The following is a 25455-nucleotide window of genomic DNA, read 5'->3' on the forward strand; positions in this document are numbered from 1 at the left end:
GGAGCATGCTCGACCACGTCGTGCTGAACGTGAAAGACATCGAGAAGAGCCGGTTGTTCTACGAGAAGGCGCTGGCGCCGCTCGGCTACGAGGTCGTCGCGGTCTTTCCCGGGTTCGTGGGCCTCGGCATCGGCGGAAAGCCCGATCTCTGGCTCGCGCGCCGCGAGCCGTTCCACACGAAGGTCCACGTCGCGATCTCCTGCGCGAAGCGATCTCTCGTGGACGAGTTCTACCGGGTCGCGATGACCACAGGGGGGACGGACAACGGCGCCCCCGGCGTGCGGACGATGTACCACCCGAACTACTACGGCGCCTTCGTCTTCGACCCGGACGGCAACAACATCGAGGCGGTCTGCCACCTCCCGCAGGGGAAGTGATGCGCGCGCACCTTCTCGCGGCCGTCGCGATGGGGGCGATGTCGATGGCGCCTGCGGCCGGGCCCGACTGCGGCGCCCCCATCGCGGGTACAGAGGTCCTTACTGCGCCCGTCGTCGTCCTGGGCGAGACGCACGGCACGCGCGAGATCCCAGAGACCTTCGCGCGCCTCGTCTGCGCCACGGCAGCCGCCCGCCCGGGAAAGACGATTCTGGTCGGGCTCGAGATCCCGGCGGAGGCCCAGGAGGCGGTCGACGCCTTCCTCGGGAGCGACGGCGCCGAGGCGGCGACCGGGAAGCTGCTCGAGCAGAAGTTCTGGAACCGCGAGTTCCAGGACGGGCGCAGCAGCGAGGCGATGCACCGCCTCCTCGGCGATCTCCGCCGCTTCAAGGCCGCCGGCCTCGCGATCGAGGTCCGCGCGATGGATCCGCCGGGCGACCTCGGGCAGGACGAGCGCGACCTCGAGATGTCTCAGGCGATCGACGCCGCCATCGAGTCGGTGAAGCCGGCGCAGACGCTGGTCCTCTGCGGCGACGTCCACTCGCGCGTCCAGAAGGGCTTCCCCTGGGATCACGCGGCGTCCTACATCCCCTTCGCCGCCCGACTCGCCGCGAAGCGCGAGACGATCGGGCTCAACACGTCGGTCGCCTCGGGGACGGCGTGGATCTGCATCACGGCGAAAGCAGAGGAGTGCGGCCCGAAGAAGGCCCTCGCCCGCGGCGCCACCGGGGATCTCCCGCGATTCGCCCTCGACGCCGCAGCCGCCGCGAAATCAGGGTGGAGCGGATCTCTCTTCATGAAGGAGGTCTCGGCGTCGCCTCCCGCACGGCAGGGCGTCCCCGGAACTTCACATTGACGTCGATTTTCCGGTGGAGCTCCGGCCGGGCCCCGCGTAGGATTCCGGCATGAACGAGACGACGCTCCCCACGCGAGAGCTGGAGCGCGCGCGCATCACGCGCGACCCGGCGTACAACGGCATCTTCTTCACCGCGGTGAAGACCACGGGAATCTTCTGCCGCCCGACCTGCCCGGCTCGCACTCCGCTTCCGCAGAATGTCGAGTACTTCCCGACGGCGCGCGCGGCGATGGCGGCCGGTTACCGCCCGTGCAAGCGGTGCCGGCCCCTGGCCATCGACGACCAGCCGGAGTGGGTCGCGGCCCTCATGAAGGAGATCGAGGCCGACCCGTCGGCGCGCATCACCGACCGCACTCTCCGCGCGCGGGGGATCGATCCGGCCACCGCGCGCCGGTACTTCAAGCGGCACTACGGCGTGAGCTTCCAGGGGTTCGCGAGAGCGCGGCGGCTCGCGGGGGCGCTGGCGCAGATCCGCGAGGGGAAATCGCTCGATCACGCCGTCTTCTCGAGCGGATTCGAGTCGCACAGCGGCTTCCGCGAGGCGTTCATCAGGAAGTTCGGCGCCGCCCCGGGCCGCAGCCGGAACGCGGCGTGCGTGCTCCTCTCGTGGATTCGAACGCCGCTGGGCCCGCTCGTCGCGGGGGCGACCTCGGAGGGGATCTGCCTTCTCGAGTTCAGCGATCGGCGCATGCTCGAGGCGCAGCTCAGGACGGTGGGCCGCCTCTTCGGCGGGCACGTCGCCCCGGGATCGAACCCGCACCTCGTGAAGCTGCGCGCCGAGCTGACCGACTACTTCGCGGGAACGCTGCGGCGCTTCACCGTGCCGCTCGTCTTCCCCGGAAGCGAGTTCCAGAAGCGCGTCTGGGACGAGCTTCTCCGCATTCCGTACGGCGCCACGCGGTCGTACGAGGATCTCGCCGTCGCCATCGGGCGCCCCTCGGCCGCCCGCGCCGTCGGCCACGCGAACGGGCTGAACCGCATCGGCATCGTCATCCCCTGCCACCGCGTCATCGGCAAGGACGGCAAGCTCGGCGGCTACGGCGGCGGGCTGCGGCGCAAGCAGTTCCTGCTGGACCTGGAGCGATCGGGCGCCCATCGATGAAGGATCTGACGATCGCCCTCGAGAGTCGCCCCGGCGCGCTCGAGGCGGCCGGCATCTGAAAGCGCCTCCACGCGCTGAGCCTCTTGACACCCCCGGGACTTGAGGTAATATCAAGTCGCCCTGCCACGGAGAGTCGCCCTGGCAGAGTCCGAACCGGTCGCAGGCCCCGAGGATGATCGAATCGTCATGGAACGAGCCAGAGCGCTCTGGCCGATCAATGTTCGATTCAGCGATCCGCATGCGACCGCAAGAATCGCACGACTCCGCGTTTCGCCGGACCAAATCGACGAGGTCATTCGGGGCGGATTCGTCCAGTCGCGCCGATTCGAGAACGGAGAATGGAGATACAGAATCGAGGGCCGCACGTCGGACGAGCAGCATCTCGCGTGCATCATCACGTTCGAGGAGCAGCGACGACGACTCGTGATCATCACGCTCTACAGGTGCCGGCCACGGAAGCGAGAGGTTGACGAGGGAGATCGGTCATGAAATGTGATCGGTGCGGCGGAGTGCTCATCGCTCGTCGGACGACGAGGCGGTCTCCGTATCATTACCGGATCAGCGGCCTCGACAACGTTTTCCTGGTTGGAATCACGGTCTACTCGTGCGCCAAGTGCGGCAGCCGGTCGCCCGTCATTCCGCGCATCATGGAATTGCAGGGACTCATCGCGCAGGAGCTGACCCGCAAACGATCCCGGCTCTCTGGGCGCGAGCTGCGATTCCTTCGAACGAACGCCGGATTCCCGGCCCGCCAGTTCGCCTCGCTCCTGGGCGTCAGTCCGGAACACTTGTCCCGGATCGAGAATGGCAAGATCCGTCAGCTCGGAACGACGGCTGACAAACTCGCCCGGTTCATCTCCGCGACGAAGGCCGACCGGGAGAACGTGCACCAGGAGCTGATGAAAATGGCGGATAGTCTTCGCAGCAAGAGATCCATTCCCAAGTCCAGGAATCCGACGTTTCTCATCGGCGAGGAAGGGCACTGGCGGTCGGCCGCTTGAAATCAACCGACACCACAAACCGGGCCTGGGCGATCTTTTTCGCGCGCGGCATCCTCGGCCTCATCTTCTTCATGGCCGGCCTCTGGAAGGTCTTCAACCTCGGCCCCGTGCAGCACGCGATCAAGTGGTTCGTCGGGCCGTACGCCGGGTCGATCCTCCCGATGTGGTCCCTCTGGGCCGTGGGCGTGACCATCCCCTTCGTCGAGCTCGTCGCCGGCGCCCTCGTCCTCCTCGGGTGGCGGACGCGCGACGCGCTGGTGGCCCTGGGCTTCGTCCTCGTCACCGTGACCTTCGGCCACCTTCTCGCCGAGCCCCTCTACGAGTTCCACACGCACGTCATCCCCCGCGCGGCGCTGATGCTCTTCGTCCTCGTGATGCCGCGCGCGGACGATCGATTCTCCGTCGACGGCTGGCTCGCGCGCCGGAGGGCGCCGGGAAAGGACGGACCGTGATGAGACGATGGTTCCTCGCGGTCCTGGCGGCCGCTCTCGCGATGGCGACGCCCGCGGCCGCCGCCGATCCGGATCGCCATCAGAAGGAAGGGGACTTCATCCTCCGTGACTTCCACTTCGCGTCGGGGGAGACGCTCCCGGAGCTGAAGATCCACTACCTGACGCTGGGCGAGCCCGCGCGCGACAAGGCGGGCCACGTCACGAACGCCGTGCTGATCCTCCACGGCACCGGCGGCTCCGGGAGGCAGTTCCTGCGGCCGCAGTTCGCCGACGTCCTCTTCGCGAGCGGCGGCCTCCTCGATCCGGCGACGCACTTCATCATCCTCCCCGACGGCATCGGACACGGCGGCTCGAGCAAGCCGAGCGACGGCCTGCACGCGCGCTTCCCTCACTACACGTACACCGACATGATCGAGGCGCAGCACCGTCTCGCCGTCGAGCGGTTTGGCGCGCCGCGCCTGCGCCTCGTGATGGGGACGTCGATGGGGTGCATGCACGCCTTCATGTGGGGGGAGACTTTTCCCGACGCAATGGAGGCGCTGATGCCCCTCGCGTGCCTCCCCGTCCCCATCGCCGGGAGGAACCGCCTCTGGCGGAAGATGACGATGGACGCGATCCGCGAGGACCCGGGCTACGCTGGCGGCGATTACACCGCGCAACCCGGGGCCGGCCTTCGGACGGCGGTCGATTTCCTGATCCTCGCCGGCGCCGCCCCCCTTCCGCTGCAAAAGGAGCTGCCGACGCGCGACGCGGCCGACGCGTATCTCGCGAAGACCTTCGCCGAGCGGGTAAGCACCCTCGACGCGAACGACCTTCTCTACCAGGTCGACGCCTCTCGCGAGTACGATTCGTCCCTCGCGCTGGAGCGCATCGCCGTTCCCCTGATGTGGGTGAACTCGGCCGACGACTTCATCAACCCGCCGGAGCTCGGGATCGCCGAACGTGAGGTGACACGGGTGAAGCGCGGGACGTTCGTGCTCATCCCCGCGTCCGAGGCCACGCACGGCCACGGCACGCACACGTGGGCGGCGATCTGGAAGGACCACCTCGCGGAGTTGCTGCGGGAGTCGGAGCCGCGCTGATGGCGCTCGGCGCGTCCTTCTTCAGCGCGTTCGTCGACGCCCGCGCGATGCAGATCCTGAACCGCACCTGGGGCGGTCTCATCTTCTCGCTGGGGGTGTACGCGATGTGGGGGACGCTTCGGGCGTGAGCGCGCACGGCGCGTGGTAGATTTCCGCGCTTCAGGAGGATCGACAACATGACCAGCCGATTAGACATCGTTCCCTTGATCCTCGGAGTTCTCTCCCTCGCGGCGGCGACCTCGCCATCTGCGGCCGACGAGAGCGCGGCGCGGAACGAGATCGCGAAGCTCGAGGAGGCGTGGAACCAGGCGCACCTCGCGGGGGACTACGAGACGCTGAGCCGGCTCCTCGCGGACGACATCGTCATCCTCGTGCCGGGGATGGCCCCCATCGACAAGACCGGGGCTCTCAGCGTCTTCAAGGCCGGGCACATGAAGCTCTCGCGCTACGAGACGACGGAGACGCTGACACGCGTCTACGGCGACGCCGCCGTGGTGACGGGGCGGCTGGCGCGCACCCGAACGATGGGCGACAGGACCATGAACGACGACCTGCGGTTCACCAAGGTTTGGGTCCGGCGCGCGGGGGCCTGGCAGGCCGTCTCGTTCCAGGGCACGGCGATCACCCCTTAGGCGGCCCCGCCCGCGAGGAGACATTGGAGAGAGAGACCGGCCGCGTCGAGGCGTTCAGTGACGGCGTCTTCGCCATCGCCATCACGCTCCTGATCCTCGAGATCCGCGTCCCAGAGCTGGCGGAGGGAGCGGGGAATCGAAGCCTGTGGGCGGCGCTCGCCCACCTGTGGCCGTCGTTCCTCGCCTTCGCCTTCAGCTTCTTCGTGATCCTCGTGATGTGGATCAACCACCACGAGTTCATGCGCTGGGTGCGCGCCGTCGACTACCCGTTCCTCTTCTCGAACGGGCTCGTCCTGCTCATGGTGACCTTCGTTCCTTTTCCGACCGCCGTCGTCGCGCGGCACCTCGGGACCGAGGCTGGAAACACCGCGGTCGCCTTCTACTGCGGGACATTCCTCGCCGTGAGCTTCGCCTTCCTGGCTCTTTTCCTCTCGGTGACGATCAGGCGGCGCCTCGTGCGCGAGGAAGTTGCCGACGAGGCGATCGATCGCGTCCGTAGCGCCTATCGCGCGGGCCCCGTCGTCTACGCCCTCGCGACGGTCCTCTCGCTGTGGAGCGCGACGCTCGGGCTCCTCCTCTGCGGGTCGCTCTGGATCCTCTGGACCCGGCTCTGCTATCACGCTCAGGACGGTGCTCCAACCGTGCGTGCGGCGCGCGCCGGGTGACTCGATGATCCGCGTCTGCCTCGCCGGGATCACCGGATGGATCGGGAGACCGCTCGCCGCCGCGATCGCGGAGACGGAGGACGTGCGGCTCGTCGCCGCCGTCGCCCGGCGCGCGGCCGGATCGCACGAGGGGGGCGTCGTCGTCAGCGGGACGATCGCCGAGGCGATGGCGACCCCGTTCGACGTCCTCGTCGAGTACACGGGGGCCGGCAGCGTGCGGGAGCACGCGCTCGCGGCGATCGACGCCGGGCGCCGCGTCGTCATCGGCAGCTCGGGCCTCACGACCGCAGAGCTCGCGGAGATCGACAAGCTCGCGCGCCTCCGCGGCGTCGGCGTCGTGGCCGTGGGGAATTTCGCGATTTCGGCGGCGCTCCTCCAGCGTTTCGCCGTCGAGGCGGCGAGGCACTTCGCCTCCTGGGAGATCGTCGACTCGGCCGGGGCCGGGAAGGTCGACGCGCCGAGCGGCATGGCCCGGGAGCTGGCGTGGCGCCTCTCCGAGATCCACGCGCCCGACCCCGGGGTGCCGATCGACGGAACACTTGGGGACCGGGAGGCGCGGGGCGCCTCGATCGACGGCTCGCGCGTCCACTCGCTCCGGCTGCCCGGCCACACCATCGGCCTCGAGATCCGGTTCGGGAAGCCCGACGAGCGGCTCACGATTCAGTACGATGGCGGCCCGGGCGCCGGCCCGTACATCGGCGGGACGATCCTGGCGATCCGCAAGGTCTTCGAAGTCACCGGACTGGTCCGAGGGCTGGACCGGCTCCTCTGAGAGGCATTCGATGAAGACGACGACCCTGACGACCGCGTTCCTTCTCGTCTGCTCCAACGTCTTCATGACGTTCGCCTGGTACGCGCACCTCCGGAACCTCCGGGCGAAGCCGTGGCTCATCGCGGTCGCGGCGAGCTGGGGGATCGCCTTCTTCGAGTACCTCCTCCAGGTGCCGGCGAACCGGATCGGCTACGCCGATCTCTCGCTGGCTCAGCTCAAGATCCTCCAGGAGGTGATCACGCTCGCCGTCTTCGTGCCGTTCGCGATTCTCTACATGAAGCAGCCGCTCAAGCTCGACTTCCTCTGGGCCGGGATGTGTCTGATGGGGGCCGTCTACTTCATGTTCCGTTCGTGAAGGACGAAGGGCTCCTCCGGGTCGTCGGGCCGATCGGGCTCGCGGCGGGGATCGTCAACAGCGTCATCGCAGCCGGCATCTTCACCCTTCCGTCCGCGCTCGCGCGCGACCTCGGGAGCGCGGCCCCCGTCGCGTACCTCGCCGCGGCGGGGATCATGGCGTGCGTCACGATCTCCTTCGCCCGCGCCGGGAAGCTCGTGGCGCAGAGCGGCGGCTGCTACGCGTACGCCGACGCCGCCTTCGGCCCCTTCACCGGCTACCTGACCGGCATCGTGCTGTGGCTCTCGAACATCCTGTCGAGCGCGGGGATCTCGGCCGGTCTCCTCGACATCGCGGCCCTCCCCTTCCCTGCGCTCGCTCGCCCTCTGGCGCGCGGCGCGGTCATCGTTCTGCTCTACGCCCTCTTCGCAGCCATCAACCTGAAGGGGGTTCGGGCGGGGTCGCGCGTCGCGACGGTGGCGGCGGCGCTGAAGCTCGGTGCGCTCGCGGTCTTCGTCCTCCTCGGCGCCTCGCTCGTCGACCCCGCGAACCTCGCGTGGGGCGCCGCTCCGGCGATCTCCTCCGTCGGGCGCGGCGTCATCCTCGCCATCTTCGCCCTCTCCGGGATGGAGATCGCCCTCGGCGCCAGCGGCGAGGTGCGGGATCCCGCCGTGACGATCCCCCGCGCGCTGGGAATCGCGATCCCCGCGATCGTCCTCGTCTACCTCGCGATCCAGATCGTGGCGCAGGGGATCCTCGGCCCCGACCTCGCGGCGTCCTCGGCCCCTCTCGCCGACGCCCTCGGGCGGGTCTCCGGCTCCGGCCGGAGCTTCATCGTCGGCGCGGCGATCGTCTCGATGGGGGGATGGCTCGCGAGCGACCTGCTCGGATCGTCGCGCGTCCTCTTCGCCTTCGGGCGCGCGGGGATGCTTCCGCGGGCGCTCGGCGCGGTGCACCCGGGGACGCGCGTCCCGCACGTCGCCGTCACGTCCCACGCGATCATCGCGTGCCTCCTCGCGCTCTCGGGGACCTTCGAGACGCTGATCATCCTCTCGAGCGTCGCCACGATCTTCCTGTACATTTCGTGCAGCGCCGCCTCGATCCGCCTCGACCGGCGCGCGGGGGTCGCGCGGAGCCCTCTCCGGGGGACGCTCCGCGACGCCGTCCCCGCCGCCGCCATCGCCGCGCTCGCCGGCGTCCTCTTCACGACGACGCCGGCCGAGATCCTCGCGATCTCCGCCACGCTCCTCGCGGCGGCGATCCTGTACGGCCTGGCCCCCGGCCTGCGGGCCTCCCGGGGCTGAAACCTCGTCCGGAACGCACTAAGATGCCGGCTCAACCCACTTACATCTCGGGCGGGGATTCCCGGAGGTCGTGAACGATGATCGCGCGCGTGTGGCACGGTTGGACGACGAGCGAGAACGCAGGCGCCTACGAGCAGCTTCTGCGATCCGAAGTCCTCCCGGGGATCCGCCGCGTGGACGGATACCGCGGCGCCCACCTGATGCGCCGCGACGCGGGCGACGAGGTCGAGTTCGTCACCGTGACGTTCTTTGATTCCATGGACGCGGTGCGCGACTTCGCGGGGGCCGACGTCGAGGCCGCTGTCGTTCCACCGCCCGCTCGCCGACTCCTCGCGCGCTTCGACGAGAGGTCGGCGCACTACACATCACTCGTTCACCCCGATTTTCCCGCAGCCGGATAGGGCGGCGGGTTGCGCCGGGGCGCGCCAGGAGGAGAGTCCCATGTCGAGCAAGAAGATCATCGCCGTCGTCGGAGCCACGGGCGCGCAGGGCGGCGGCCTGGTCCGCGCCATCTGCGCGGACAAGAACAGCGCGTTCACGGCGCGCGCCGTCACCCGCGACGCGACGACGGAGAAGGCGAAGGCGCTCGCGAAGCTCGGGGCCGAGGTCGTCACCGCGAGCGTCGACGACATCGAGAGCCTGAAGAAGGCGTTCGAGGGGGCGTACGGCGTCTTCTGCGTGACCTTCTTCTGGGATCACTTCTCCCCCGAGAAGGAGCTCTCCCAGGGGATCGCGATGGCGAAGGCCGCGAAGCACACCGGCGTGCAGCACGCCATCTGGTCGACGCTCGAGGACACCCGGAAGTTCATCCCGCTGAGCGACGGTCGCATGCCGACGCTCATGGGCCGCTACAAGGTGCCGCACTTCGACGCGAAGGGAGAGGTCGACTCGACCTTCGTCGAGCTGCGCGTGCCGACGACGCTGTACCGCACGTCGTTCTACTGGGACAACCTCATCCACTTCGGGATGGGGCCGAAGAAGGGGCCGGACGGCCGCCTCGCGATCACGATGCCGATGTCCGACCGGAAGCTCCCGGGGATGGCCGCCGAGGACATCGGCCGCTGCGCCTACGGGATATTCAGGAAGGGGCCGGAGCTCATCGGCAGGGCCGTCGGCGTCGCCGGCGAGCACCTCACCGGATCGCAGATGGCCACGTCGCTCACGAAGGCGCTCGGCCGCGAGGTCGGCTACAACGCCATCCCGGCGGAGGCGTTCCGCAAGTTCGGGTTCCCCGGGGCCGACGACCTCGGCAACATGTTCCAATTCAACGCCGAGTTCGAGACCGAGTTCTGCGGGGCGAGAAGCCTCGAGTTCTCCCGCTCTCTGAACCCCGCGCTCCAGACCTTCGACGCGTGGCTCGCCGCGAACGCGAAGCGGATACCGCTCGAGTAGCTGCGCGCGATGGCCCTTGCGGCGCACCGGGACTGGTACAGGAGCTTCTTCGAGGGGATCGCCCTCGACTTCTGGGCCGCGTGCGTGCCACCCGAGATCACGCGGGCCGAGGCCGGGTTCGTCGCGAGGAAGCTGAGGCTCGGGGCCCGCGCCCGGGTTCTCGACGTCCCGTGCGGACTGGGGCGCCACTCGATCGAGCTGGCGTCCCTGGGGCACGACGTGACGGGGGTCGATCTCTCCGCCGGCGCGATCGCGCGGGCGAAGCAGATCGCCGCGGCCTCCGGGTCGGCGGCCGCCTTCGTCGTCTCCGACATGCGCTTCCTCGCTTGGCGCGCCGAGTTCGACGGCGCATGCTGCCTCGGGAACAGCCTGGGGTACATCGATCCGGAGGAGACGCGCTCCTTTCTCCGGGCCGTCGCCTCGACGCTGAAGCCCGGGGCGCGCTTCGTCGCCGACACGGGGATGGCGGCGGAGTCGATCCTGCCGCGCCTCCGCCCGAACGAGTGGGCGCAGGTCGGCGACATCACCTTTCTCGAGCGGAATACCTACCACCCCGGCGATGGGTGCATCGAGACCGAGTACACCTTCATCCGGGGCGGCGAGAGGACGACCCGCACTGGCCTCCAGTGGGTCTTCACCCTCCGCGAGATCCGCGCGATGCTCGACGAGGCGGGGCTCGACGTCGAGGAGACGCTCGGCTCCGTCGCCGGCGAGCCCTTCGCCGTCGGGTCGCCCCTCCTCGTCCTCGTCGCGCGCAAGCGGTAGCGGGACGGAGCGGCATCGCATGACCGACGCGAAGGAGAGGGCCAAGGCGACGTACGACGCCGCCGCCGACACCTTCGACGACCCGGCCCTCTCCTTCTGGGATCGGTTCGGCCGCCGCACGGTCGAGCGGATCGATCTCCGCCCGGGGGAGCGCGTCCTCGACGTCTGTTGCGGCGCCGGCGCGTCGGCGCTCCCCGCGGCCGAGCGCGTCGGGGCCGGCGGCCACGTCCTCGGCGCCGACATCTCCGAGAGGCTCCTCGCCCTCGCGCGCGCCAAGGCGACGTCGCGGGGCCTTCGCTGCGCCGAGTTCCGCCTCGCCGATCTCGAGCACCTCGGCGTCCCCGACGAATCCTTCGACGCGGTGGTGTGCGTCTTCGGCATCTTCTTCCTCCCCGACATGCCCGGGGCGGTGCGCGAGCTGTGGCGGCGCGTGAGGCCCGGCGGCCGCCTCGCGCTCACGACCTGGGGCCGGGGGATCTTCGAGCCGATGAACGGCGTCTTCTGGGAGTCGGTCCGCGCCGAGCGCCCGGATCTCTTCAAGAGCTTCAACCCATGGGATCGGATCAGCGACCCCGAGGGGCTGTCGGCTCTTCTCGCGGAGGCCGGCGTCGACGCGGCCGAGTGCGTCGCCGAGGCGGCCTCTCACGCGATCGCGGCTCCCGGAGACTGGTGGCGCATCGTGATGGGATCGGGGTACCGCGGGACCGTCGATCAGCTCGACCCCGCGGCGCGCGAGCGTGTGAGGGCCGCGAATCTGCGCTACGCTGAAGCGCACGGCGTGCGCGCGATCCAGGCCGACGTCGTGTACGCCGTCGCCCGCAAGCCCGCGAACATCTGAAGGATCGTCCCATCGACTCCGACATCGCCCAGCGCCTGCGGGGGCTGACGAACCTCGTCGGCAAGACGCCCCTCCTCGCCATCGACTACACCTTTCGCGGCGCGCGCCGCACCCTCTTCGCCAAGGCCGAGACGCTCAACATGACGGGGAGCGTGAAGGACCGGATGGCGTGCTTCGTGCTGAAGTCGGCGCACGAGAAGGGGGACCTGCGCCCGGGATCGCTGATCGTGGAGGCGACCTCCGGCAACACCGGCATCTCCTTCGCCGCGATCGGCCGCGCCCTCGGCCACCCCGTCGCCATCTTCATGCCCGACTGGCTCAGCGCGGAGAGGATCGACCTCATCCATTCGTTCGGCGCCGACGTGCACCTCGTGAGCGCGGCCGAGGGGGGATTCCTCGGGAGCATCCGCCGCGCCGAGGAGCTGGCCGCGCGCACCCCCGGCGCCTACCTCCCGCGGCAGTTCCAGAACGAGGACAACAGCGAGGCTCACGCGCAGAGCACCGGCCCCGAGATCTGGTCGCAGCTCCGGATCCGCAACCTCGTCCCCGACGCCTTCGTCGCGGGGGTCGGCACCGGCGGCACGGTGATGGGCACGGGGCGCTTCCTGCGCCGCATGAACCCCGAGGTGAAGGTCCATCCTCTCGAGCCGGCCGGCTCCCCGACCCTCTCGACGGGGCACAAAGTGGGGAAGCACCGCATCCAGGGGATCTCCGACGAGTTCATCCCGCCGATCGTGGACCTCAAGGCCCTCGACGCGGTCGTCGCGGTGGACGACGGCGACGCGATCCTGATGGCGCAGAAGCTCGCGCGGCAGTGCGGCCTCGCCGTCGGCATCTCGTCGGGGGCGAACTTCCTCGGCGCCGCGCGCGTCCAGGATCGGATGGGCGGCGAGGCCCGCGTCGTCACGCTCTTCCCGGACAGCAACAAGAAGTACCTGAGCACCGACCTCATGAAGGACGAGCCGATCCGCGACGGCTACCTCACCCCCGACGTCACCCTCCTCGGCTTCCGCGCCTTCAACCGCACGTGCGAGACATGCTGGGACCCGGAGGGGTGAGAGGAGCGTGAAGGGCCGATATAATCCCGCGCATGGACTCTCCTGAGGGCTCCCCGGCCGACCTCGCGCTGGACACTTCGGCAGAAGCGGAGCGGATCCAGTTGGAGCTCTGGCGCCAGATGTCGCCGGCCGAGAAGCTCCACCTGGTGAGTGAGATCTCGCGCGCCGCCGACACGATGTGCCTCGCCGGCATCAGAATGCGCCACCCCGAAGCGTCCGATCGGGAGATCTTCCTTCGCTTCGCCATCATCCGGCTCGGCGCCGAGCTGGCCGGCCGGGCGTACCCGGAATCGCGAGGCCTGTCATCCCCGATCTCCTGACACCGGAGCCCATCCTGATCGCCCTGCGCGTCGCGGAGGCGCTCGAGGCCTGCGACGTGGTGTACTTGATTGGCGGTTCGCTCGCCAGCTCGTTGAACGGGGAACCCCGCTCCTCGGTCGACGTCGACATCGTCGCCGCACTGACCAGAACCGTCGTGGACAGATTCGTCGCCGAGCTTCGCGGCGAGTTCTACGCGGATGCCGAGGTCATCCGGCGCGCCGTCGACGATCGAGCGAGCGCGAACATCATTCACATGGCCACGACCATGAAAGTGGATCTGTTCGTCGCCGGCGGGACCCCTCTCGACGCCGAACAGCTGGCACGGCGGCGGAGGGCACTCGTCGCCGCGAACCCCGATCGCTTTCTGTACGTCTACGCGCCGGAGGACATCCTCCTCCAGAAACTGCGGTGGTTCCGGATGGGCGGCGAGACGTCCGACAAGCAGTGGCGCGACATTCTCGGCATCATCCGCGTCCAGAATCGACGGCTCGACGTCGAGCGATTGAGAAAAGACGCGGCCGTCCTCGGCGTCACCGATCTGCTGGAACGGGCCATGCGCGGAGAACCCACGTCATGAACGCTCCCGAACGCGCCTGGCGCATGACTCTGGGCTCGGCCCTCGCGATCCTTACCATCGTGTCGTCACCCCGCGCCGCGGCCCCGCCCACCGCCCCTCCGGTTCACGCCGTGAAGGTCACGATCCTCTCGACGATGCTCGCGGGAGACGCCGGCGGCGGGATCGGCGAGTGGGGCTTCTCGGCGCTTGTGGAGGCGGACGGGCACAGAATTCTCTACGACACCGGTGCGCGCCCGAACACCGTCATGACGAACGCCCGAGAGCTGGGGATCGATCTTTCGGGCATCACCGACGTCGTGCTGAGCCACTACCACGACGATCACACCGGCGGCCTCCTCGCGCTGCGGCGCGAGCTGTCGAAGGTGAACTCGGCGGCTCTCTCACGGGCGCACGTGGCGACGGGGATCTTCCTGAGCCGCCGCGATCCGGGAAGCGATCGCGAGGCCAACTCGATGATCGCCCTTCGCTCCGAATTCGAGGCGACCGGCGGGCGCTTCGAGGAGGGCGCGGGGCCCGTGGAGATCTTCCCCGGAGTCTGGCTCACCGGGCCCGTGCCGAGGACCTACCCCGAGCACAACGTCTCGGGGCACGCGCAGATCCCGACCCCCTCGGGGCCGAAGGACGACGACATCCCCGAGGATCAGGCGCTCGTCGCAGACGCCGACGGCGGGCTCGTGGTCGTGTCGGGGTGCGCCCACGCGGGGATCGTCAACACCCTCGAGTACGCGCAGCGCCGCATCCGGACTGGGCCGATCCAGGCGGCGATCGGAGGATTCCATCTCTTCCCGGCCGACGACGCGACGCTCGCCTGGACCGGGGCGAAGCTGCGTGAGCTGCACGTCCTGAGCATTCTCGGCGCGCACTGCACCGGCATCGAGGCGCTCTTCCGGCTCCGGGAGGGAGCCGGGCTCACGCGCAAGACCGCGGTCGTCGGCGCCGTTGGGGCCTCGTACACGACGGGCAAGGGGATCGACCCGCGCCTCCTCGCGAGGTAACGGCCGGACGGGCCGCCTACTCCAACACCCCGAGTTCCCTCAGCCCCTTCGCGATCGTCTCCGCCGCGAGCTGGTGCCCCAGCGGGTTCCAGTGGGCGTCGGTCTTCAAGTAGAACGTGTTCGACACGTTCCGCCGGCGGAACTCGTCGAGAAGATCGATGACCGGCGTCCCCGTGCTCTTCCCCCACTCCGCCAGCAGGCGCTGCGGCTTGCCGAGATCGAAGGTCGCGGGGTCCACGCCGATTCTCGCCGCCTGGGCCCGCCACAGCGCGTCGTCCACCTGGAAGCGGCTCGGAAAGACGACGAGGACGAAGCGCGCCCCACCCGCCTCGACGTGGTGCTTCATCGCGCTGAGGAGGGCGAGCGAGAGATCCCATCCGCCGGCCACGAGCTGAGACGGCTTGCGCTCGAAAACCTCCTCGGCCTCGAGAGGTGCGGCGGCGTTCAGCGCGGGGGCCGCCGCCTTGCCGGCGCGCCGCTCGACAGGGTCCTCCTCGGTGGCGGCATCCACCGCCTGCTTCACGAGCATGTAGAGGTGCGAGCGCGAGGCGAAGAACTTCCGGAGGTCGTAGACGAGGCGCACCTTCGGGAGGGACGGCTCGCGCGCGGCGATCGCCTGCCCATCGACGATCCGGAACAGTTTTCGGTCGGCGTTGTTGCGCACGTCGTTCGGGTACCAGCCGAGGAGGACGAGGTCGGGTTTCAACGGCGCGAGCGCGCGATCGAAGAGGATGAGCTCCTCGCTCGTCCCCGTCCCGGCGACCCCGGCGTTGATCACCTCGAGGCGAGGCGGCGAGCCGCTGAGCCTCTCGAGGCGTGTCGTCAGGATCTCGTCCTCCTCGACCTGCGCCCCCTCGACGAACGAGTCGCCGAGGACAATCGTGCGCAGCCGCGCCGGCTCTCTCCGCGCCGGGATCTCGGGGCCCCGGAGCCCCTGGGCGTTGAATCTCGCCACGCTCGCGAACTCGCCGCGGGCGTAGGTGTGCGAGAACGACGGGATGTGCCGGAGGGTGCCGTCGGGCCACATGTAGACCGCCTCGAGGGGCTGCGGCCGGAAGTACCGGAGGACGATTTCGCCGACGGCGCATGTGGCCGCGACCGAGAGGGCGAGGAGGGCGATGTTCCCGAGGCAGGATCGGTGGCGCGGCGTCATGGCGAGGCGCATTTTACCCGAAGATTCCACTCGCTCCGAAGGGGCGGGAGTTCTATGCTGAGTTTCGCCCGCGGGACGCCGCAGGCGTTCGCCCCGCGCGATCAAGGAGGCCGGCCACGCACTCGATCGTCCGAAACCCGCGCCGTCTCGCGCTCGCCCTCCTGCTCATCGCCGGCGCGCTGCCGCAGGCTGACGCAGCGCCTCGCGGCAAGCGCGCCCCGAAGCCCGCCACGCCGCCGCCTCCGAGGTCCTCGAGGTCCTCGCGCGACGCGGACCTGGCGGACGCCCTCCGGAAGATCGCCGAGAGCCGCCCCTTCTCGTCGGCGCGCACGTCAATCCAGGTCCTCGACGCCGACTCGGGGCAGAGCGTCTTCTCGCTCGAGCCCGATCTCCTCCTGAAGCCCGCCTCGAACATGAAGATCGTCACGTCGGCCACGGCCGTCGGACTCCTCGGCCCCGAGTTCCGGTTCAAGACCTCCTTCTACACGTCGAGCCCCCCGGATTCCTCGGGGATCGTGCGCGGCGATCTCTTCATCAAGGGGGGCGGAAACCCCGGACTCGTCGGCGAGGAGTGGTGGGGGATCGCGCGGCGCCTCCGGATCATGGGGATCACGCGCGTCGAGGGGAGCGTCATCGGCGACGACTCGTACTTCGACGACGTGCGGCGCGGGCCGCGATGGCCCTCCCCGGTCGTCGACAACCCGTACAACGCCCCGATCAGCGCCCTCTCGTCCTTCTACAGCTCGGTCGCGATCACCGTCACGCCGACCGCGCCGGGGCGCGCCCCCGACGTCTACCTCGAACCCTACCCGTCGTACTTCAAGGTGATGAACCGCGCCGTGACCGCCCCCGGCGCGATGGACCTGAGGGTCGGCCGCCAGTGGGACGGCCAGCAGAACATCATCCACGTCGAAGGGCGCATCCCCCCCGGCGCCCCCGTCACGACCTACAGGTGCGTCGAGGAGCCGACCCTCTACGCCGTCACCACGTTCAAGGACGCCCTCGCCGCCGAGGGGATCACCGTCACCGGCCCGCCCCGCGAAGGGCTCGTCCCGCACGGCTCCCATTTTCTGTGGGTCCACGAGTCGAAGCCGCTCGCCGACCTGATCCAGGACATGAACAAGGAGAGCAACAACTTCATGGCCGAGTCGATCCTGCGGACGATCGGCGCCGAGAGGGGGGGCGCCCCGGGGACGGCCGAGAAGGGGGCGAACGCGGTGCGCCGATACTTCGACACGCTCGGCATCGCCTCGACGGGGCTGGTGCAGGCCGACGGCTCGGGATTGAGCCCCGACAACCGCGTGTCGGCGAACATGCTGGCGCGCCTCCTCCTCGCGACCCGCAACGACTTCCACGCCGCCCCCGAGTTCATGGCCTCCCTTCCTATCGGCGGCGTCGACGGGACGCTCGATCACCGCATGACCTCGAGCTCCGCGACCCGGAAGATCCGCGCGAAGACGGGGTTCATCAATGGCGTGTCGTCGTTGTCGGGATATGCGTGGAACGATGCGGGGCGCCTCTTTGTGTTCTCCATCGTGGTGAACGCCGCGGGAGAGGGGCTCGGCGACGTCATCCACGCCGCCGATCGCTTCTGCTCGGCGCTCGTCAGCGCGCCGATCCCGCCGGATCTGCCGTCCTCCCCACCCCCCGCCGCCCAGGGGGGGTAGGGTTTGACCGTCCCCGGGGCCGGCCGTAGATTCGGCTTGCGATGAGCCCTCTCCCTGCGCCATCCCTCTCCGGGGGAAGGCAGATCAAGGTCCGCGGTTTCGAGGTGGTGGTGCACTCCGCCCGCCTCGCCGCCGATCGCCATCTGTGCTTCGTCTTCGTCTCCGACCCATTCAATCACGACGGCCAGCTCAAGATCTTCAAGGGGCACGGCGTCTCGTCCCAGGCGGCGGAGGAGTCGACGATCAAGGAGGCGCTCGATTTCCTGGATCGTCGCTCTCCAGAGGGGATCGCGTCGATCATGACGGGACGCAGCACCCTCCACATCGCGGGGCGCAAGGTGGACATCTTCTGCGACACGATCGGCGAGGGGCGGTTCCAGGCCTTCCCGTTCCTTTACCGCGCGGACGGGTCGAGGGTCCTCATCCTGCAGTTTCACCTCGACGAGTCGATCGTCGGCCCGACGCCGGCCACGGCGATCTCGGAGTGCATCCGCCGGCTGGAGGAGTTCTTCGAGCGAGGCGGGGAGTAAGGGGCCGCGTTCAGGCCGAGCTGACGTCCGCGGTATACTCGATCCGTGATTGTCACGTGGGATCCAGCCAAGGCGGCGGCCAACCTCCGAAAACACCGGGTGGACTTCTACGAAGCAGCTTCGGTCTTCCCTGATCCGCTTTCGACCACCTATCACTGACAGTGAACATTCCTACCGCGAGCGGCGGTTTCTCACGATAGGAATGTCCAGAAGACAACGGCTCCTGGTCGTCTCCCACACAGAGGAAGCAAACGCGGTCCGCATCATCAGCGCGAGAGCGGCCACTAGGCGCGAACGGAGATTCTATGAAGAGGGCGCGTAGATCATCTTCGAACGGAATGCGACCCGAGTACGACTTCGCTTCCATGAAAGGCGGGGTCCGGGGTAAGTACGCCAAGCGACTGCGGGCCGACTCGAACCTCGTCGTTCTTGAACCCGATCTGGCGACGGCCTTCCCATCCGACGACGCCGTGAATCAGATGCTGCGCGCCGCCCTCACCGCAGCGAAGCGGTTTTCGAAGCAGCCGCGCGCCAGGCGACGGGTGAACGGTGCGCGCAAGGCATCCGGCTCCCGGCGCTAGAGTCGAGCGCCTCCAGAACATCTGGACAGTTCACAGGACTGGATCCGGTATCAGTTCGCCTTCAAAGGAAACTTCGGCCTCGCACTTCGCCACACGAATCGTTGCTTGGACACGATCGCCGCATACGAGCAGATGTTTCTCCTCACGAAGGCCAATGCGCTCGCTTGCCTGGAGCGCTGGGAGGAACTCGAGCGCCTTCTCAGGTATCTCCTGACGCGGTACCCCCGTGACCCCGAGGTAGTCCGGCACGCGGTGTCGTTGTTCAAGGCTCACGGCGACTTCCGGACCGCGTGGACATTGCTCCAGCACGCCGGGCGGGCGGCACGTGCCGTCGCCGACCGGAACGAGATCGAGTTCATTTGCACCGAGCAGCTCGAATGCCTCCACGCCCTTGGACGCACGAAAGCCGCGATCGGGCTCGGCAGGCGCGTGCTGAAAGAGTATCAAAGGCTCCCTTGCGTCCGGATCACGCTTGAGCACTTGAAGAACGGGACGCTCCGGGTCGAGCCATGGGCCCCTCGATGGGCAAAATTCCTCGCCGGGTTGAGGCGGGCAGCCCTCCGGTACCGCCGCTCGTCCCGCTAAAATCCCTGCTGACACCTCCCCACCCCTCGCGCTATCCTCGGCCATGGCCCGCGCCCTGACCGTCACCGTCAGCGTCCCCGGCGGGCTCCACGTCTGCTGCGACGGCGCCGACGAGCTCGCGCTCACCGTGCCGAGCGTGAAGGCCGCCCTCGACGAGCTCGAGCGCGCCCACCCGAACCTGCACCGCAGCATCTGCGACGAGACCGGGGCCGTGCGGCGCCACATCAACCTCTTCGTCAACACCGACCACATCCGCGATCTCGAAGGACTCGAAACCGCGCTCGCGCCGGGGGACACCCTCAACGTCCTGCCGGCCGTCTCAGGAGGCTGACCCATGCCGGAGAAAGTGATCCTCACCATCGGGACCAAGAAAGGTGTGTTCGTCGCCGAGTCGTCGAAGGCCCGCGGACGCTTCGCGCTGAGAGGGCCGTTCGGGCAGGGAGTCGCCGTCTACTCGACGCTCATCGACACACGCGGCAAGCCCCGCATCTACGCCTCGAGCTGCAACCCCTTCTTCGGCATGAAGGTCCTCGTCTCGACCGACCTCGGGAAGAAGTTCAAGGAGACGAAGTCGGCCCCGGCGTTTCCGAAAGAGGACGGCCGCGCCCTCGCCAACATCTGGTCTCTCGAGCCCGGCGACGGGAAGAACGACCTGTGGTGCGGCGTCGAGCCGGCGTCTCTCTTCCGGAGCGGGGACGGCGGCGACACGTGGGAGATGGTCGAGGGGATCAGCAACCACGATCACGCCCGCAAGTGGCAGCCCGGCAACGGCGGACTGTGCCTGCACACGATCGTTCGCTCCGGGAATCGCGTGCACCTCGGCATCTCGACCGGTGGCCACTACCTGAGCGAGGACGGCGGGAAGACCTTCACCGCGTCGAACAAGGGGGTCGGCGCCGGCTTCAACCCCGACCCGTACCCCGAGTTCGGCCAGTGCGTGCACAAGATCGTCGCCCCCAAGGCGGCACCGGGGCGCATGTACATGCAGAACCACGGCGGCTGGGCCGACTGGGAGGGGCCCGGCGGGAAACGCCCCGACATCGGCGTCCTCCGGAGCGACGATTACGGGAAGTCGTGGCGCTCGATCGCGAAGGGGCTCCCGTCGGACTTCGGCTTTCCGATCGCCGTCCACCCGCACGATCCCGACACCGTCTACGTCGTGCCGCACGTGGGGGCGACCCGGACCTGCCCCGACGGCGCCCCAGCGGTCTGGCGCAGCGAGAACGGCGGCGGATCCTGGAAGAGGCTCGCGAAGGGCTTCCCGAAGAAAGAGTCCTTCTTCACGGTGCTGCGCGACGGGATGGACATCGACGAGACGAAGACTCCGGCCCTCTACTTCGGCACGACGACCGGCCAGGTCTGGATCGGCCGCGACGGCGGCGAGAAGTGGGACTGCCTCTTCGACTCGCTCCCTCCGGTCAACTGCGTGAAGGTGGCGGTGGTGTGAGTTCTGGGATGCGAACGCTGACCTACCTGGTTCGGATCAACAAGGATCCCGGAAGCGATTGGGGCGCGTCGGTTCCCGATCTGCCCGGATGCGTGGCGACGGGGAAGACGATCGACGCCGCGCTGCGACGCATTCAGGGCGCCATCGAGCTTCATCTCCGCGGCATGCGAGCGGACGGAGTTCGGCCACCCCGTCCCCGCCATCGAACCGTCGTCCCGCGGAAGACGACGCGCCAGGTGGATTTCTACGCCACTGTCCAGGTCGCGGCCTGATCGTCGAGGCGCGCGGCGACACTGAGGCACCGTGCCACAACCCACGTTCGTGCCGCTCGCCGGCTACCAGGAGTACCCGCCTGACGTCATGAAGCGGCGCGCGGAGGAGTTCTACGCGGAGGTCCGGCGGCGGCGAACGGTGCGGGATTTCTCCGACCGGCCGGTTCCGCGCGAGGTCATCGAGAGTTGCCTGCGCGCGGCGGGAACGGCCCCCAACGGCGCGAACATGCAGCCGTGGCACTTCGTCGCCGTCCACGACCCCGCGATCAAGCGGAGGATCCGCCTCGGAGCCGAGGCGGAAGAACATGCGTTCTACCACGGCACGGCGCCGCAGGAGTGGCTCGACGCCCTCGCCCCGCTCGGGACCGACGAGAACAAGCCCTTCCTCGAGATCGCACCGTACCTGATCGTGATCTTCGCCCAGGGGTTCGGGGTGCTTCCGGACGGCCGGAAGGTGAAGCACTACTACGCCCAGGAGTCGGTCGGCATCGCGACAGGAATCCTCATCACGGCCCTCCACCACGCCGGGCTCGCCTCCCTCACGCACACGCCGAGCCCGATGGGGTTCCTGAACGAGATCCTCGGGCGGCCGTCGCACGAGCGGCCGTTCCTCATTCTCGTGACGGGCTACCCGGCCGAGGGGGCCATGGTGCCGGCGATCACGAAGAAGCCGATCGAGGAGATCGCGACGTTCGTCTGAGCGGGCGTCACCGAAGATCCGATGGCCATGCGGTTCGGCAACCTCCCTTTCACGACCACCGACTGGAAGGCCGTGCCGCCGGTGACGTATCCGGGTGAAACCGGCACGGCCGTCTGGCGCACAGTCGAGGCCGGCGACGTCCGAGTGCGCATCATCGAGTACAGCGCGGGGTATCTCGCCGATCACTGGTGCCGCCGGGGGCACGTGATCCTCGTGCTCGAAGGGGAGCTGATCACTGAGCTCGAGGACGGCCGCGTGGTGACGCTCACCGAGGGGATGAGCTACCAGGTGGCCGACGATGTCGCGCCGCACCGATCACGGACCGAGACCGGAGCCCGGCTCTTCGTGGTGGACTAGGGAAACGCCTTGGCCTCCGCGCCCGACCCCTTCGCCGAGAAGCTCCGCGGCTTCGGAGCGGCGGGCGTCCTCTCGATGCTGGTCGTTCTGGCCGGCCAGATCGTCCCGCCCCTCGGAGCCCTCCTCGCGCTCGCGTGGACCCATCGGTCGCGCACGCCGTGGCGCGACGTCGGATACCTCCGGCCGAAGAGCTGGTGGCTGACGATCGCCCGCGGCGTCGCCTTCGGTGCTGCGTTGAAGATCGCGCTGAAGGCGATCGTGATGCCCCTCCTCGGCGCCCCTGCCGTCAACCCGGCGTACCATTTCCTCGAGGGGAACACCGCGGCGCTCCCGGGGATGGTCCTCACCATGATCTTCGTCGCCGGGTTCGGGGAGGAGACGCTCTTCCGGGGGTTTCTCTTCGAGCGGCTCGGGAAGCTGATGGGACGCGGCGCCGGCGCGCGGATCGCGATCGTTATCCTCACCTCGGCTTTTTTCGCAAGCCTTCACTTCAAGGAGCAGGGGATCGCCGGCGTGGAGCAGGCGATCATCACCGGTCTCGTCTTCGGCACGATGTACTCGGTGACCGGGTGCCTCTGGCCGGTCATCGTCGCGCACGCCGCCTTCGACCTGACCGCGGTCGCCGTGATCTATCTGGGCCTCGAGCCCGCCGTCGCCCACCTCGTCTTCGGCTGAGCACAATCCCTCCCTTTCCACGGACTTGCCAATGCTTCCTATTCTGCGTAGCATGGCCGGCACCACCCTTCGAAGAGGAGATTCCCGATGGCCAACATCAAGATTGCCGTCGTCAACGCCAGCACCGTCGTCACCGACGCGAAGCTCGTCCAGAAGGTCGTCGCCGCGCTTCAGACGCAGGTGACGCGCGACTTCGCCCCCGCGTGGGGGATCGACGCGGACCTGCGGTACGTCCCGAAGGGATCGAAGCCGGCCGCCGGCGAGTGGTGGCTCGTCATCCTCGACAACTCCGATCAGGCCGGCGCCCTCGGGTACCACGACGTCACGAAAGCCGGCCTCCCCCTCGGGAAGGTCTTCGCCAGGACCGACCTCGATTACGGCGAGCAGTGGAGCTGCACGGCGAGCCACGAGCTGCTCGAGATGCTCGCCGACCCGAGCATCAACCTCACGGTCTTCGACGAGACGACGGCGGGCGGGCGCCTCTACGCCTACGAGGTCTGCGACGCATGCGAGGCGGAGCCGTTCGGCTACAAGATCAACGGGGTCCTCGTCTCCGACTTCGTCTACCCTGCGTGGTTCGAATCGTTCCGGAAGACCGGGACGCAGTTCGACCACACGAAGAAGATCTCGAAGCCCTTCAAGCTCGTCAAAGGCGGGTACATCGGCGTCTACGATGTCCGATCGGGGTCGGGGTGGACCCAGGTGACGGCCGAGAAGATCAACTACCGGTCGAGGCCGCCGGTGGGAAGCCGCCGCGAGCGCCGGAACGTCCCGATGGCCCAGCGCATCGCCAGCACCGCGAGGTGATCGAGACGCGCCTCGGGTAGAATGACGGCGTGACGACAGAGCAGCCAGCCGCCGCCCCCGACTACGGCCTCGACGCCCCGGGTGTCGTGCGGAACATGGCGATCGTCGGGGCGGCGGGGCTGCTCGTCGGGACGGGCGCGCTGGTGGGCCTCCTCCCGAAGGAATGGGTTGGAAACCTGTTCGGGGTCGTCACGCTCCGCCTCCCGCTCGTGGGCTTAGGCCTCGGACCCGGCATCGGCTGCGCCGCCATGGCGGTCTGGATGCTCTGGTCGAGCAAGGTCGGGAAGGCGCGCGAGCGCGAGAGGCTGCTCGACAACGTCTCATGGCGCGGCGACGAGCGGGTGCTCGACGTCGGGTGCGGCCGCGGGGTGGTCCTCGTCGGCGCGGCGAGGAGACTGAAGAGCGGCGCGGCGTTCGGGATCGACCTCTGGCAGGCGGAGGACCTCTCCGGCAACCGACCGTCGGCGACGGTGCGGAACGCGCAGCTCGAGGGTGTGGGAGATCGCGTTTACGTCCAGACCGCCGACATGCGGTCTCTTCCCTTCCGCGATCGCTCCTTCGACGTCGTGACGTCCTGCGCGGCGATCCACAACCTCTACAAGGCCGAAGACCGCGAGAAGGCGATTCGCGAGGTCGCGCGCGTGCTGAAGCCGGGAGGGCACGCGATCATCTCGGACATCCGGCACCACGGCGAGTACGCGCGGGCGTTCGCGTCGAGCGGCTGCGGCGAGGCCCGGCTGACGGAGTCCCGGCTCGTCGGCGCGGCCCTCGGACTCATCACCTTCGGCTCGCTGCGGCCGAACACGCTGGTCGCGAGGAAATCGCACTGACCTCGTGACGCGCGCCGCCGGTCACACGTGGCCCCTTCGGGGAGTCCAAGAGGGTGGAAAGGAGAACCCTCATGAAACGCTTCGACGTGCAGGCCATCGAGCTTTCCGTCCCCCGTGCCACGGCGCTGGAGTTCATCGCCGATCCGGCGCAGTTGCCGAGGTGGACGAGCGCCTTCGCATCCGTCAGCCCCGGCCGGGCGGTCCTGCGAACGCCGGCCGGAGAGGTCGCGATCGAGTTGAAGGTGTCGGCTTCGCCCGAGCACGGGACGATCGACTGGCGCATGGTCTTCCCCGATCGGAGCGTTGCGACCGCCTTCTCGCGCCTCGTGGCGATCGACCGGGACCACTGCGTCTACTGCTTCGTCCTCACGCCGCCACCGGTCCCGCTGGAGCGCCTCGAGGGGGCGCTCGAGGCTCAGTCGCAGACGCTCGCCGAAGAGCTCCGAAGGCTCAAGGCGATCCTCGAGGACCATGGCTGAGAGTCGACCCGCGCCGAGGCATCCGGACCTGGAGGCCGACGTGGCCCGGGCCCGGGGTGGAGATCGCGACGCCCTGGAATCGGTGGTCCGCGCCGTGCAGCGCGACGTGCACGCTCTGGCGGTCCGGTTCCTCTGGCACCCGCAGGACGCCGAGGACGCGACGCAGGAGATCCTCGTGCGGGTCATCACAGGGCTTGCGGGCTTCCGCGGCGACAGCGCCTTCACGACCTGGGTCTATCGTCTTGCGTCCAACACCCTGCTGACGCTTCGAAGGCAGCGGATGGAGGAGCGTGCGACGAGCTTCGACGCCTTCGGCGAAGATCTGGGCCGGGGGCTCAGGGACGACCCGCTGCGCACCGAACCCGGCGTCGACGAGGCGCTGCTCCTGGAGGAGGTCAAGATAGGGTGCACGCTCGCGATGCTCCTCTGTCTCGATCGCGGCCATCGGATGGCGTACATCCTCGGGGAGATCGTCGAGCTGGATCACCGGGAGGCCGCGGAGGTGCTCGAGATCTCCAAGGCGGCCTTTCGCAAGCGGCTGTCCCGGGCGCGGGCGAGCATCACGTCGTTCATGACCGCGCGCTGCGGTCTGGTCAACCCGGACAGCGCGTGCCGATGTCGCCGGCGCGTCGCGACCGCGATCGATCTCGGCCGCGTCGATCCCGCGAAGCTGCTCTTCGCGTCGTCACTCGATCAGGCGAAGCGCTTCCCGCAGGTGCTGGTGAAAATCCGGGCGCTCGAGGAGACCCGGCGAGCGGCCGCGCTCTACAGATGCCACACGGAGCCGCAGCCCTCCGAGGGGTTCGTCTCCTGGTTGAGGAAGACGCTCGAGTGATGTCGCGCCGCCGGAT

Annotated in this window: 34 protein-coding genes and 1 pseudogene; 34 read left to right on the forward strand and 1 reads right to left on the reverse strand. The window is 68.9% G+C overall.

Going from position 1 to position 25455, the window contains the following annotated elements:
* The first annotated feature begins 5 nt into the window (after nucleotides 1-5).
* The 20 genes from HY049_00545 (at nucleotide 6) to HY049_00640 (ending at nucleotide 14521) form a co-directional block, all read left to right on the forward strand.
* Nucleotides 6-377: a VOC family protein gene (locus HY049_00545; GenBank protein MBI3447397.1), complete on the forward strand. Its 372-nt coding sequence runs from the start codon at nucleotides 6-8 to the stop codon at nucleotides 375-377.
* Nucleotides 377-1231, forward strand: coding sequence for a hypothetical protein (locus HY049_00550; protein ID MBI3447398.1), 855 nt, complete (start codon nucleotides 377-379; stop codon nucleotides 1229-1231). The genes HY049_00545 and HY049_00550 overlap by 1 nt, the downstream gene beginning before the upstream one ends.
* A 49-nt stretch (nucleotides 1232-1280) precedes the next feature.
* Nucleotides 1281-2333 carry a bifunctional transcriptional activator/DNA repair protein Ada gene (locus HY049_00555; protein ID MBI3447399.1) on the forward strand — a complete coding sequence of 351 codons (1053 nt, stop codon included), beginning with the start codon at nucleotides 1281-1283 and terminating at the stop codon, nucleotides 2331-2333.
* A gap of 186 nt (nucleotides 2334-2519) precedes the next feature.
* Complete coding sequence (locus HY049_00560) at nucleotides 2520-2822, forward strand: DUF4258 domain-containing protein (protein MBI3447400.1); 303 nt, start codon at nucleotides 2520-2522, stop codon at nucleotides 2820-2822.
* Nucleotides 2819-3334 carry a helix-turn-helix domain-containing protein gene (locus HY049_00565; protein ID MBI3447401.1) on the forward strand — a complete coding sequence of 172 codons (516 nt, stop codon included), beginning with the start codon at nucleotides 2819-2821 and terminating at the stop codon, nucleotides 3332-3334. Before HY049_00560 ends, HY049_00565 begins: the two co-directional genes overlap by 4 nt.
* Entirely contained in the window at nucleotides 3331-3786 is a 456-nt protein-coding gene (locus HY049_00570) for a DoxX family protein (protein ID MBI3447402.1), read from the forward strand. The genes HY049_00565 and HY049_00570 overlap by 4 nt, the downstream gene beginning before the upstream one ends.
* Nucleotides 3786-4868: an alpha/beta fold hydrolase gene (locus HY049_00575; GenBank protein MBI3447403.1), complete on the forward strand. Its 1083-nt coding sequence runs from the start codon at nucleotides 3786-3788 to the stop codon at nucleotides 4866-4868. The genes HY049_00570 and HY049_00575 overlap by 1 nt, the downstream gene beginning before the upstream one ends.
* A 176-nt stretch (nucleotides 4869-5044) precedes the next feature.
* Nucleotides 5045-5500 carry a nuclear transport factor 2 family protein gene (locus HY049_00580; GenBank protein ID MBI3447404.1) on the forward strand — a complete coding sequence of 152 codons (456 nt, stop codon included), beginning with the start codon at nucleotides 5045-5047 and terminating at the stop codon, nucleotides 5498-5500.
* Between the two features lie 23 nt (nucleotides 5501-5523).
* Complete coding sequence (locus HY049_00585; GenBank protein MBI3447405.1) at nucleotides 5524-6165, forward strand: DUF1211 domain-containing protein; 642 nt, start codon at nucleotides 5524-5526, stop codon at nucleotides 6163-6165.
* A gap of 4 nt (nucleotides 6166-6169) precedes the next feature.
* The gene (locus HY049_00590; protein MBI3447406.1) at nucleotides 6170-6937 is read left to right on the forward strand and encodes a 4-hydroxy-tetrahydrodipicolinate reductase; all 768 of its coding nucleotides are present in this window, start codon (nucleotides 6170-6172) and stop codon (nucleotides 6935-6937) included.
* 10 nt (nucleotides 6938-6947) lie between these two features.
* Nucleotides 6948-7292, forward strand: a complete 345-nt coding sequence (locus tag HY049_00595) for a DMT family protein (GenBank protein ID MBI3447407.1) — start codon at nucleotides 6948-6950, stop codon at nucleotides 7290-7292.
* Nucleotides 7289-8575 carry an amino acid permease gene (locus tag HY049_00600; GenBank protein MBI3447408.1) on the forward strand — a complete coding sequence of 429 codons (1287 nt, stop codon included), beginning with the start codon at nucleotides 7289-7291 and terminating at the stop codon, nucleotides 8573-8575. The genes HY049_00595 and HY049_00600 overlap by 4 nt, the downstream gene beginning before the upstream one ends.
* Nucleotides 8576-8652: 77 nt before the next feature.
* Nucleotides 8653-8976 carry an antibiotic biosynthesis monooxygenase gene (locus HY049_00605; GenBank protein MBI3447409.1) on the forward strand — a complete coding sequence of 108 codons (324 nt, stop codon included), beginning with the start codon at nucleotides 8653-8655 and terminating at the stop codon, nucleotides 8974-8976.
* Nucleotides 8977-9016: 40 nt separating this feature from the next.
* On the forward strand, nucleotides 9017-9967 hold the full coding sequence (locus HY049_00610) for an NmrA/HSCARG family protein (GenBank protein ID MBI3447410.1): 951 nt from the start codon (nucleotides 9017-9019) through the stop codon (nucleotides 9965-9967).
* Between the two features lie 9 nt (nucleotides 9968-9976).
* Nucleotides 9977-10732 (forward strand): methyltransferase domain-containing protein, encoded by a 756-nt coding sequence (locus HY049_00615; protein MBI3447411.1) that lies wholly within the window; start codon nucleotides 9977-9979, stop codon nucleotides 10730-10732.
* Nucleotides 10733-10751: 19 nt separating this feature from the next.
* Nucleotides 10752-11570, forward strand: coding sequence for a methyltransferase domain-containing protein (locus HY049_00620; protein ID MBI3447412.1), 819 nt, complete (start codon nucleotides 10752-10754; stop codon nucleotides 11568-11570).
* Between the two features lie 11 nt (nucleotides 11571-11581).
* Entirely contained in the window at nucleotides 11582-12628 is a 1047-nt protein-coding gene (locus HY049_00625; protein MBI3447413.1) for a cysteine synthase family protein, read from the forward strand.
* Between the two features lie 32 nt (nucleotides 12629-12660).
* A complete protein-coding gene (locus HY049_00630; protein MBI3447414.1) occupies nucleotides 12661-12948 on the forward strand; it encodes a hypothetical protein in 288 nt (95 codons plus the stop codon).
* 56 nt (nucleotides 12949-13004) lie between these two features.
* On the forward strand, nucleotides 13005-13526 hold the full coding sequence (locus HY049_00635) for a hypothetical protein (GenBank protein MBI3447415.1): 522 nt from the start codon (nucleotides 13005-13007) through the stop codon (nucleotides 13524-13526).
* A gap of 23 nt (nucleotides 13527-13549) precedes the next feature.
* A complete protein-coding gene (locus HY049_00640) occupies nucleotides 13550-14521 on the forward strand; it encodes an MBL fold metallo-hydrolase (GenBank protein MBI3447416.1) in 972 nt (323 codons plus the stop codon).
* 16 nt (nucleotides 14522-14537) lie between these two features.
* On the opposite strand, the gene HY049_00645 is transcribed toward HY049_00640, so the two are convergent.
* Complete coding sequence (locus HY049_00645; GenBank protein ID MBI3447417.1) at nucleotides 14538-15674, reverse strand: SGNH/GDSL hydrolase family protein; 1137 nt, start codon at nucleotides 15672-15674, stop codon at nucleotides 14538-14540.
* On the opposite strand from HY049_00645, the gene dacB reads away from it, so the two are divergent.
* From dacB to HY049_00715, 14 genes and pseudogenes are all read left to right on the forward strand, one after another.
* Nucleotides 15608-17341 carry a D-alanyl-D-alanine carboxypeptidase/D-alanyl-D-alanine-endopeptidase gene (gene dacB, locus HY049_00650; GenBank protein ID MBI3447418.1) on the forward strand — a complete coding sequence of 578 codons (1734 nt, stop codon included), beginning with the start codon at nucleotides 15608-15610 and terminating at the stop codon, nucleotides 17339-17341. The two genes, HY049_00645 and dacB, sit on opposite strands and share 67 nt — an antisense overlap.
* Nucleotides 17342-17382: 41 nt before the next feature.
* Nucleotides 17383-17871, forward strand: a complete 489-nt coding sequence (locus HY049_00655; GenBank protein MBI3447419.1) for a hypothetical protein — start codon at nucleotides 17383-17385, stop codon at nucleotides 17869-17871.
* Nucleotides 17872-17916: 45 nt separating this feature from the next.
* Nucleotides 17917-18193: pseudogene (locus HY049_00660) on the forward strand (BrnT family toxin).
* A 364-nt stretch (nucleotides 18194-18557) separates the two neighbouring features.
* A complete protein-coding gene (locus HY049_00665) occupies nucleotides 18558-19037 on the forward strand; it encodes a hypothetical protein (protein ID MBI3447420.1) in 480 nt (159 codons plus the stop codon).
* Nucleotides 19038-19080: 43 nt separating this feature from the next.
* Nucleotides 19081-19368, forward strand: a complete 288-nt coding sequence (locus tag HY049_00670) for a MoaD/ThiS family protein (GenBank protein ID MBI3447421.1) — start codon at nucleotides 19081-19083, stop codon at nucleotides 19366-19368.
* Between the two features lie 3 nt (nucleotides 19369-19371).
* Nucleotides 19372-20484: an exo-alpha-sialidase gene (locus HY049_00675; GenBank protein ID MBI3447422.1), complete on the forward strand. Its 1113-nt coding sequence runs from the start codon at nucleotides 19372-19374 to the stop codon at nucleotides 20482-20484.
* Between the two features lie 8 nt (nucleotides 20485-20492).
* Nucleotides 20493-20756: a type II toxin-antitoxin system HicB family antitoxin gene (locus tag HY049_00680; GenBank protein MBI3447423.1), complete on the forward strand. Its 264-nt coding sequence runs from the start codon at nucleotides 20493-20495 to the stop codon at nucleotides 20754-20756.
* A gap of 88 nt (nucleotides 20757-20844) precedes the next feature.
* On the forward strand, nucleotides 20845-21456 hold the full coding sequence (locus HY049_00685) for a nitroreductase family protein (protein MBI3447424.1): 612 nt from the start codon (nucleotides 20845-20847) through the stop codon (nucleotides 21454-21456).
* A gap of 27 nt (nucleotides 21457-21483) precedes the next feature.
* Nucleotides 21484-21813 (forward strand): DHCW motif cupin fold protein, encoded by a 330-nt coding sequence (locus HY049_00690; GenBank protein ID MBI3447425.1) that lies wholly within the window; start codon nucleotides 21484-21486, stop codon nucleotides 21811-21813.
* A gap of 9 nt (nucleotides 21814-21822) precedes the next feature.
* Nucleotides 21823-22488: a CPBP family intramembrane metalloprotease gene (locus HY049_00695; GenBank protein MBI3447426.1), complete on the forward strand. Its 666-nt coding sequence runs from the start codon at nucleotides 21823-21825 to the stop codon at nucleotides 22486-22488.
* A gap of 87 nt (nucleotides 22489-22575) precedes the next feature.
* Nucleotides 22576-23295, forward strand: a complete 720-nt coding sequence (locus tag HY049_00700) for a hypothetical protein (GenBank protein ID MBI3447427.1) — start codon at nucleotides 22576-22578, stop codon at nucleotides 23293-23295.
* A gap of 29 nt (nucleotides 23296-23324) precedes the next feature.
* Nucleotides 23325-24125 carry a class I SAM-dependent methyltransferase gene (locus HY049_00705; GenBank protein MBI3447428.1) on the forward strand — a complete coding sequence of 267 codons (801 nt, stop codon included), beginning with the start codon at nucleotides 23325-23327 and terminating at the stop codon, nucleotides 24123-24125.
* 71 nt (nucleotides 24126-24196) lie between these two features.
* Nucleotides 24197-24604, forward strand: coding sequence for an SRPBCC family protein (locus HY049_00710; GenBank protein ID MBI3447429.1), 408 nt, complete (start codon nucleotides 24197-24199; stop codon nucleotides 24602-24604).
* The gene (locus HY049_00715) at nucleotides 24597-25439 is read left to right on the forward strand and encodes an RNA polymerase sigma factor (protein ID MBI3447430.1); all 843 of its coding nucleotides are present in this window, start codon (nucleotides 24597-24599) and stop codon (nucleotides 25437-25439) included. The genes HY049_00710 and HY049_00715 overlap by 8 nt, the downstream gene beginning before the upstream one ends.
* Nucleotides 25440-25455: the final 16 nt, after the last annotated feature.

The sequence above is a fragment of the Acidobacteriota bacterium genome (assembly GCA_016195325.1).
Classification (GTDB): domain Bacteria; phylum Acidobacteriota; class Polarisedimenticolia; order JACPZX01; family JACPZX01; genus JACPZX01.

Bases quoted from the DNA above. Each gene is read 5' to 3' on its own strand.
- HY049_00545 (MBI3447397.1), top strand. From the start codon at position 6: ATGCTCGACCACGTCGTGCTGAACGTGAAAGACATCGAGAAGAGCCGG.
- HY049_00550 (MBI3447398.1), top strand. From the start codon at position 377: ATGCGCGCGCACCTTCTCGCGGCCGTCGCGATGGGGGCGATGTCGATG.
- HY049_00555 (MBI3447399.1), top strand. From the start codon at position 1,281: ATGAACGAGACGACGCTCCCCACGCGAGAGCTGGAGCGCGCGCGCATC.
- HY049_00560 (MBI3447400.1), top strand. From the start codon at position 2,520: ATGGAACGAGCCAGAGCGCTCTGGCCGATCAATGTTCGATTCAGCGAT.
- HY049_00565 (MBI3447401.1), top strand. From the start codon at position 2,819: ATGAAATGTGATCGGTGCGGCGGAGTGCTCATCGCTCGTCGGACGACG.
- HY049_00575 (MBI3447403.1), top strand. From the start codon at position 3,786: ATGAGACGATGGTTCCTCGCGGTCCTGGCGGCCGCTCTCGCGATGGCG.
- HY049_00580 (MBI3447404.1), top strand. From the start codon at position 5,045: ATGACCAGCCGATTAGACATCGTTCCCTTGATCCTCGGAGTTCTCTCC.
- HY049_00590 (MBI3447406.1), top strand. From the start codon at position 6,170: ATGATCCGCGTCTGCCTCGCCGGGATCACCGGATGGATCGGGAGACCG.
- HY049_00595 (MBI3447407.1), top strand. From the start codon at position 6,948: ATGAAGACGACGACCCTGACGACCGCGTTCCTTCTCGTCTGCTCCAAC.
- HY049_00605 (MBI3447409.1), top strand. From the start codon at position 8,653: ATGATCGCGCGCGTGTGGCACGGTTGGACGACGAGCGAGAACGCAGGC.
- HY049_00610 (MBI3447410.1), top strand. From the start codon at position 9,017: ATGTCGAGCAAGAAGATCATCGCCGTCGTCGGAGCCACGGGCGCGCAG.
- HY049_00615 (MBI3447411.1), top strand. From the start codon at position 9,977: ATGGCCCTTGCGGCGCACCGGGACTGGTACAGGAGCTTCTTCGAGGGG.
- HY049_00620 (MBI3447412.1), top strand. From the start codon at position 10,752: ATGACCGACGCGAAGGAGAGGGCCAAGGCGACGTACGACGCCGCCGCC.
- HY049_00630 (MBI3447414.1), top strand. From the start codon at position 12,661: ATGGACTCTCCTGAGGGCTCCCCGGCCGACCTCGCGCTGGACACTTCG.
- HY049_00640 (MBI3447416.1), top strand. From the start codon at position 13,550: ATGACTCTGGGCTCGGCCCTCGCGATCCTTACCATCGTGTCGTCACCC.
- dacB (MBI3447418.1), top strand. From the start codon at position 15,608: ATGTGGCCGCGACCGAGAGGGCGAGGAGGGCGATGTTCCCGAGGCAGG.
- HY049_00645 (MBI3447417.1), bottom strand. From the start codon at position 15,674: ATGACGCCGCGCCACCGATCCTGCCTCGGGAACATCGCCCTCCTCGCC.
- HY049_00655 (MBI3447419.1), top strand. From the start codon at position 17,383: ATGAGCCCTCTCCCTGCGCCATCCCTCTCCGGGGGAAGGCAGATCAAG.
- HY049_00670 (MBI3447421.1), top strand. From the start codon at position 19,081: ATGGCCCGCGCCCTGACCGTCACCGTCAGCGTCCCCGGCGGGCTCCAC.
- HY049_00675 (MBI3447422.1), top strand. From the start codon at position 19,372: ATGCCGGAGAAAGTGATCCTCACCATCGGGACCAAGAAAGGTGTGTTC.
- HY049_00680 (MBI3447423.1), top strand. From the start codon at position 20,493: ATGCGAACGCTGACCTACCTGGTTCGGATCAACAAGGATCCCGGAAGC.
- HY049_00685 (MBI3447424.1), top strand. From the start codon at position 20,845: ATGAAGCGGCGCGCGGAGGAGTTCTACGCGGAGGTCCGGCGGCGGCGA.
- HY049_00690 (MBI3447425.1), top strand. From the start codon at position 21,484: ATGCGGTTCGGCAACCTCCCTTTCACGACCACCGACTGGAAGGCCGTG.
- HY049_00700 (MBI3447427.1), top strand. From the start codon at position 22,576: ATGGCCAACATCAAGATTGCCGTCGTCAACGCCAGCACCGTCGTCACC.
- HY049_00710 (MBI3447429.1), top strand. From the start codon at position 24,197: ATGAAACGCTTCGACGTGCAGGCCATCGAGCTTTCCGTCCCCCGTGCC.
- HY049_00715 (MBI3447430.1), top strand. From the start codon at position 24,597: ATGGCTGAGAGTCGACCCGCGCCGAGGCATCCGGACCTGGAGGCCGAC.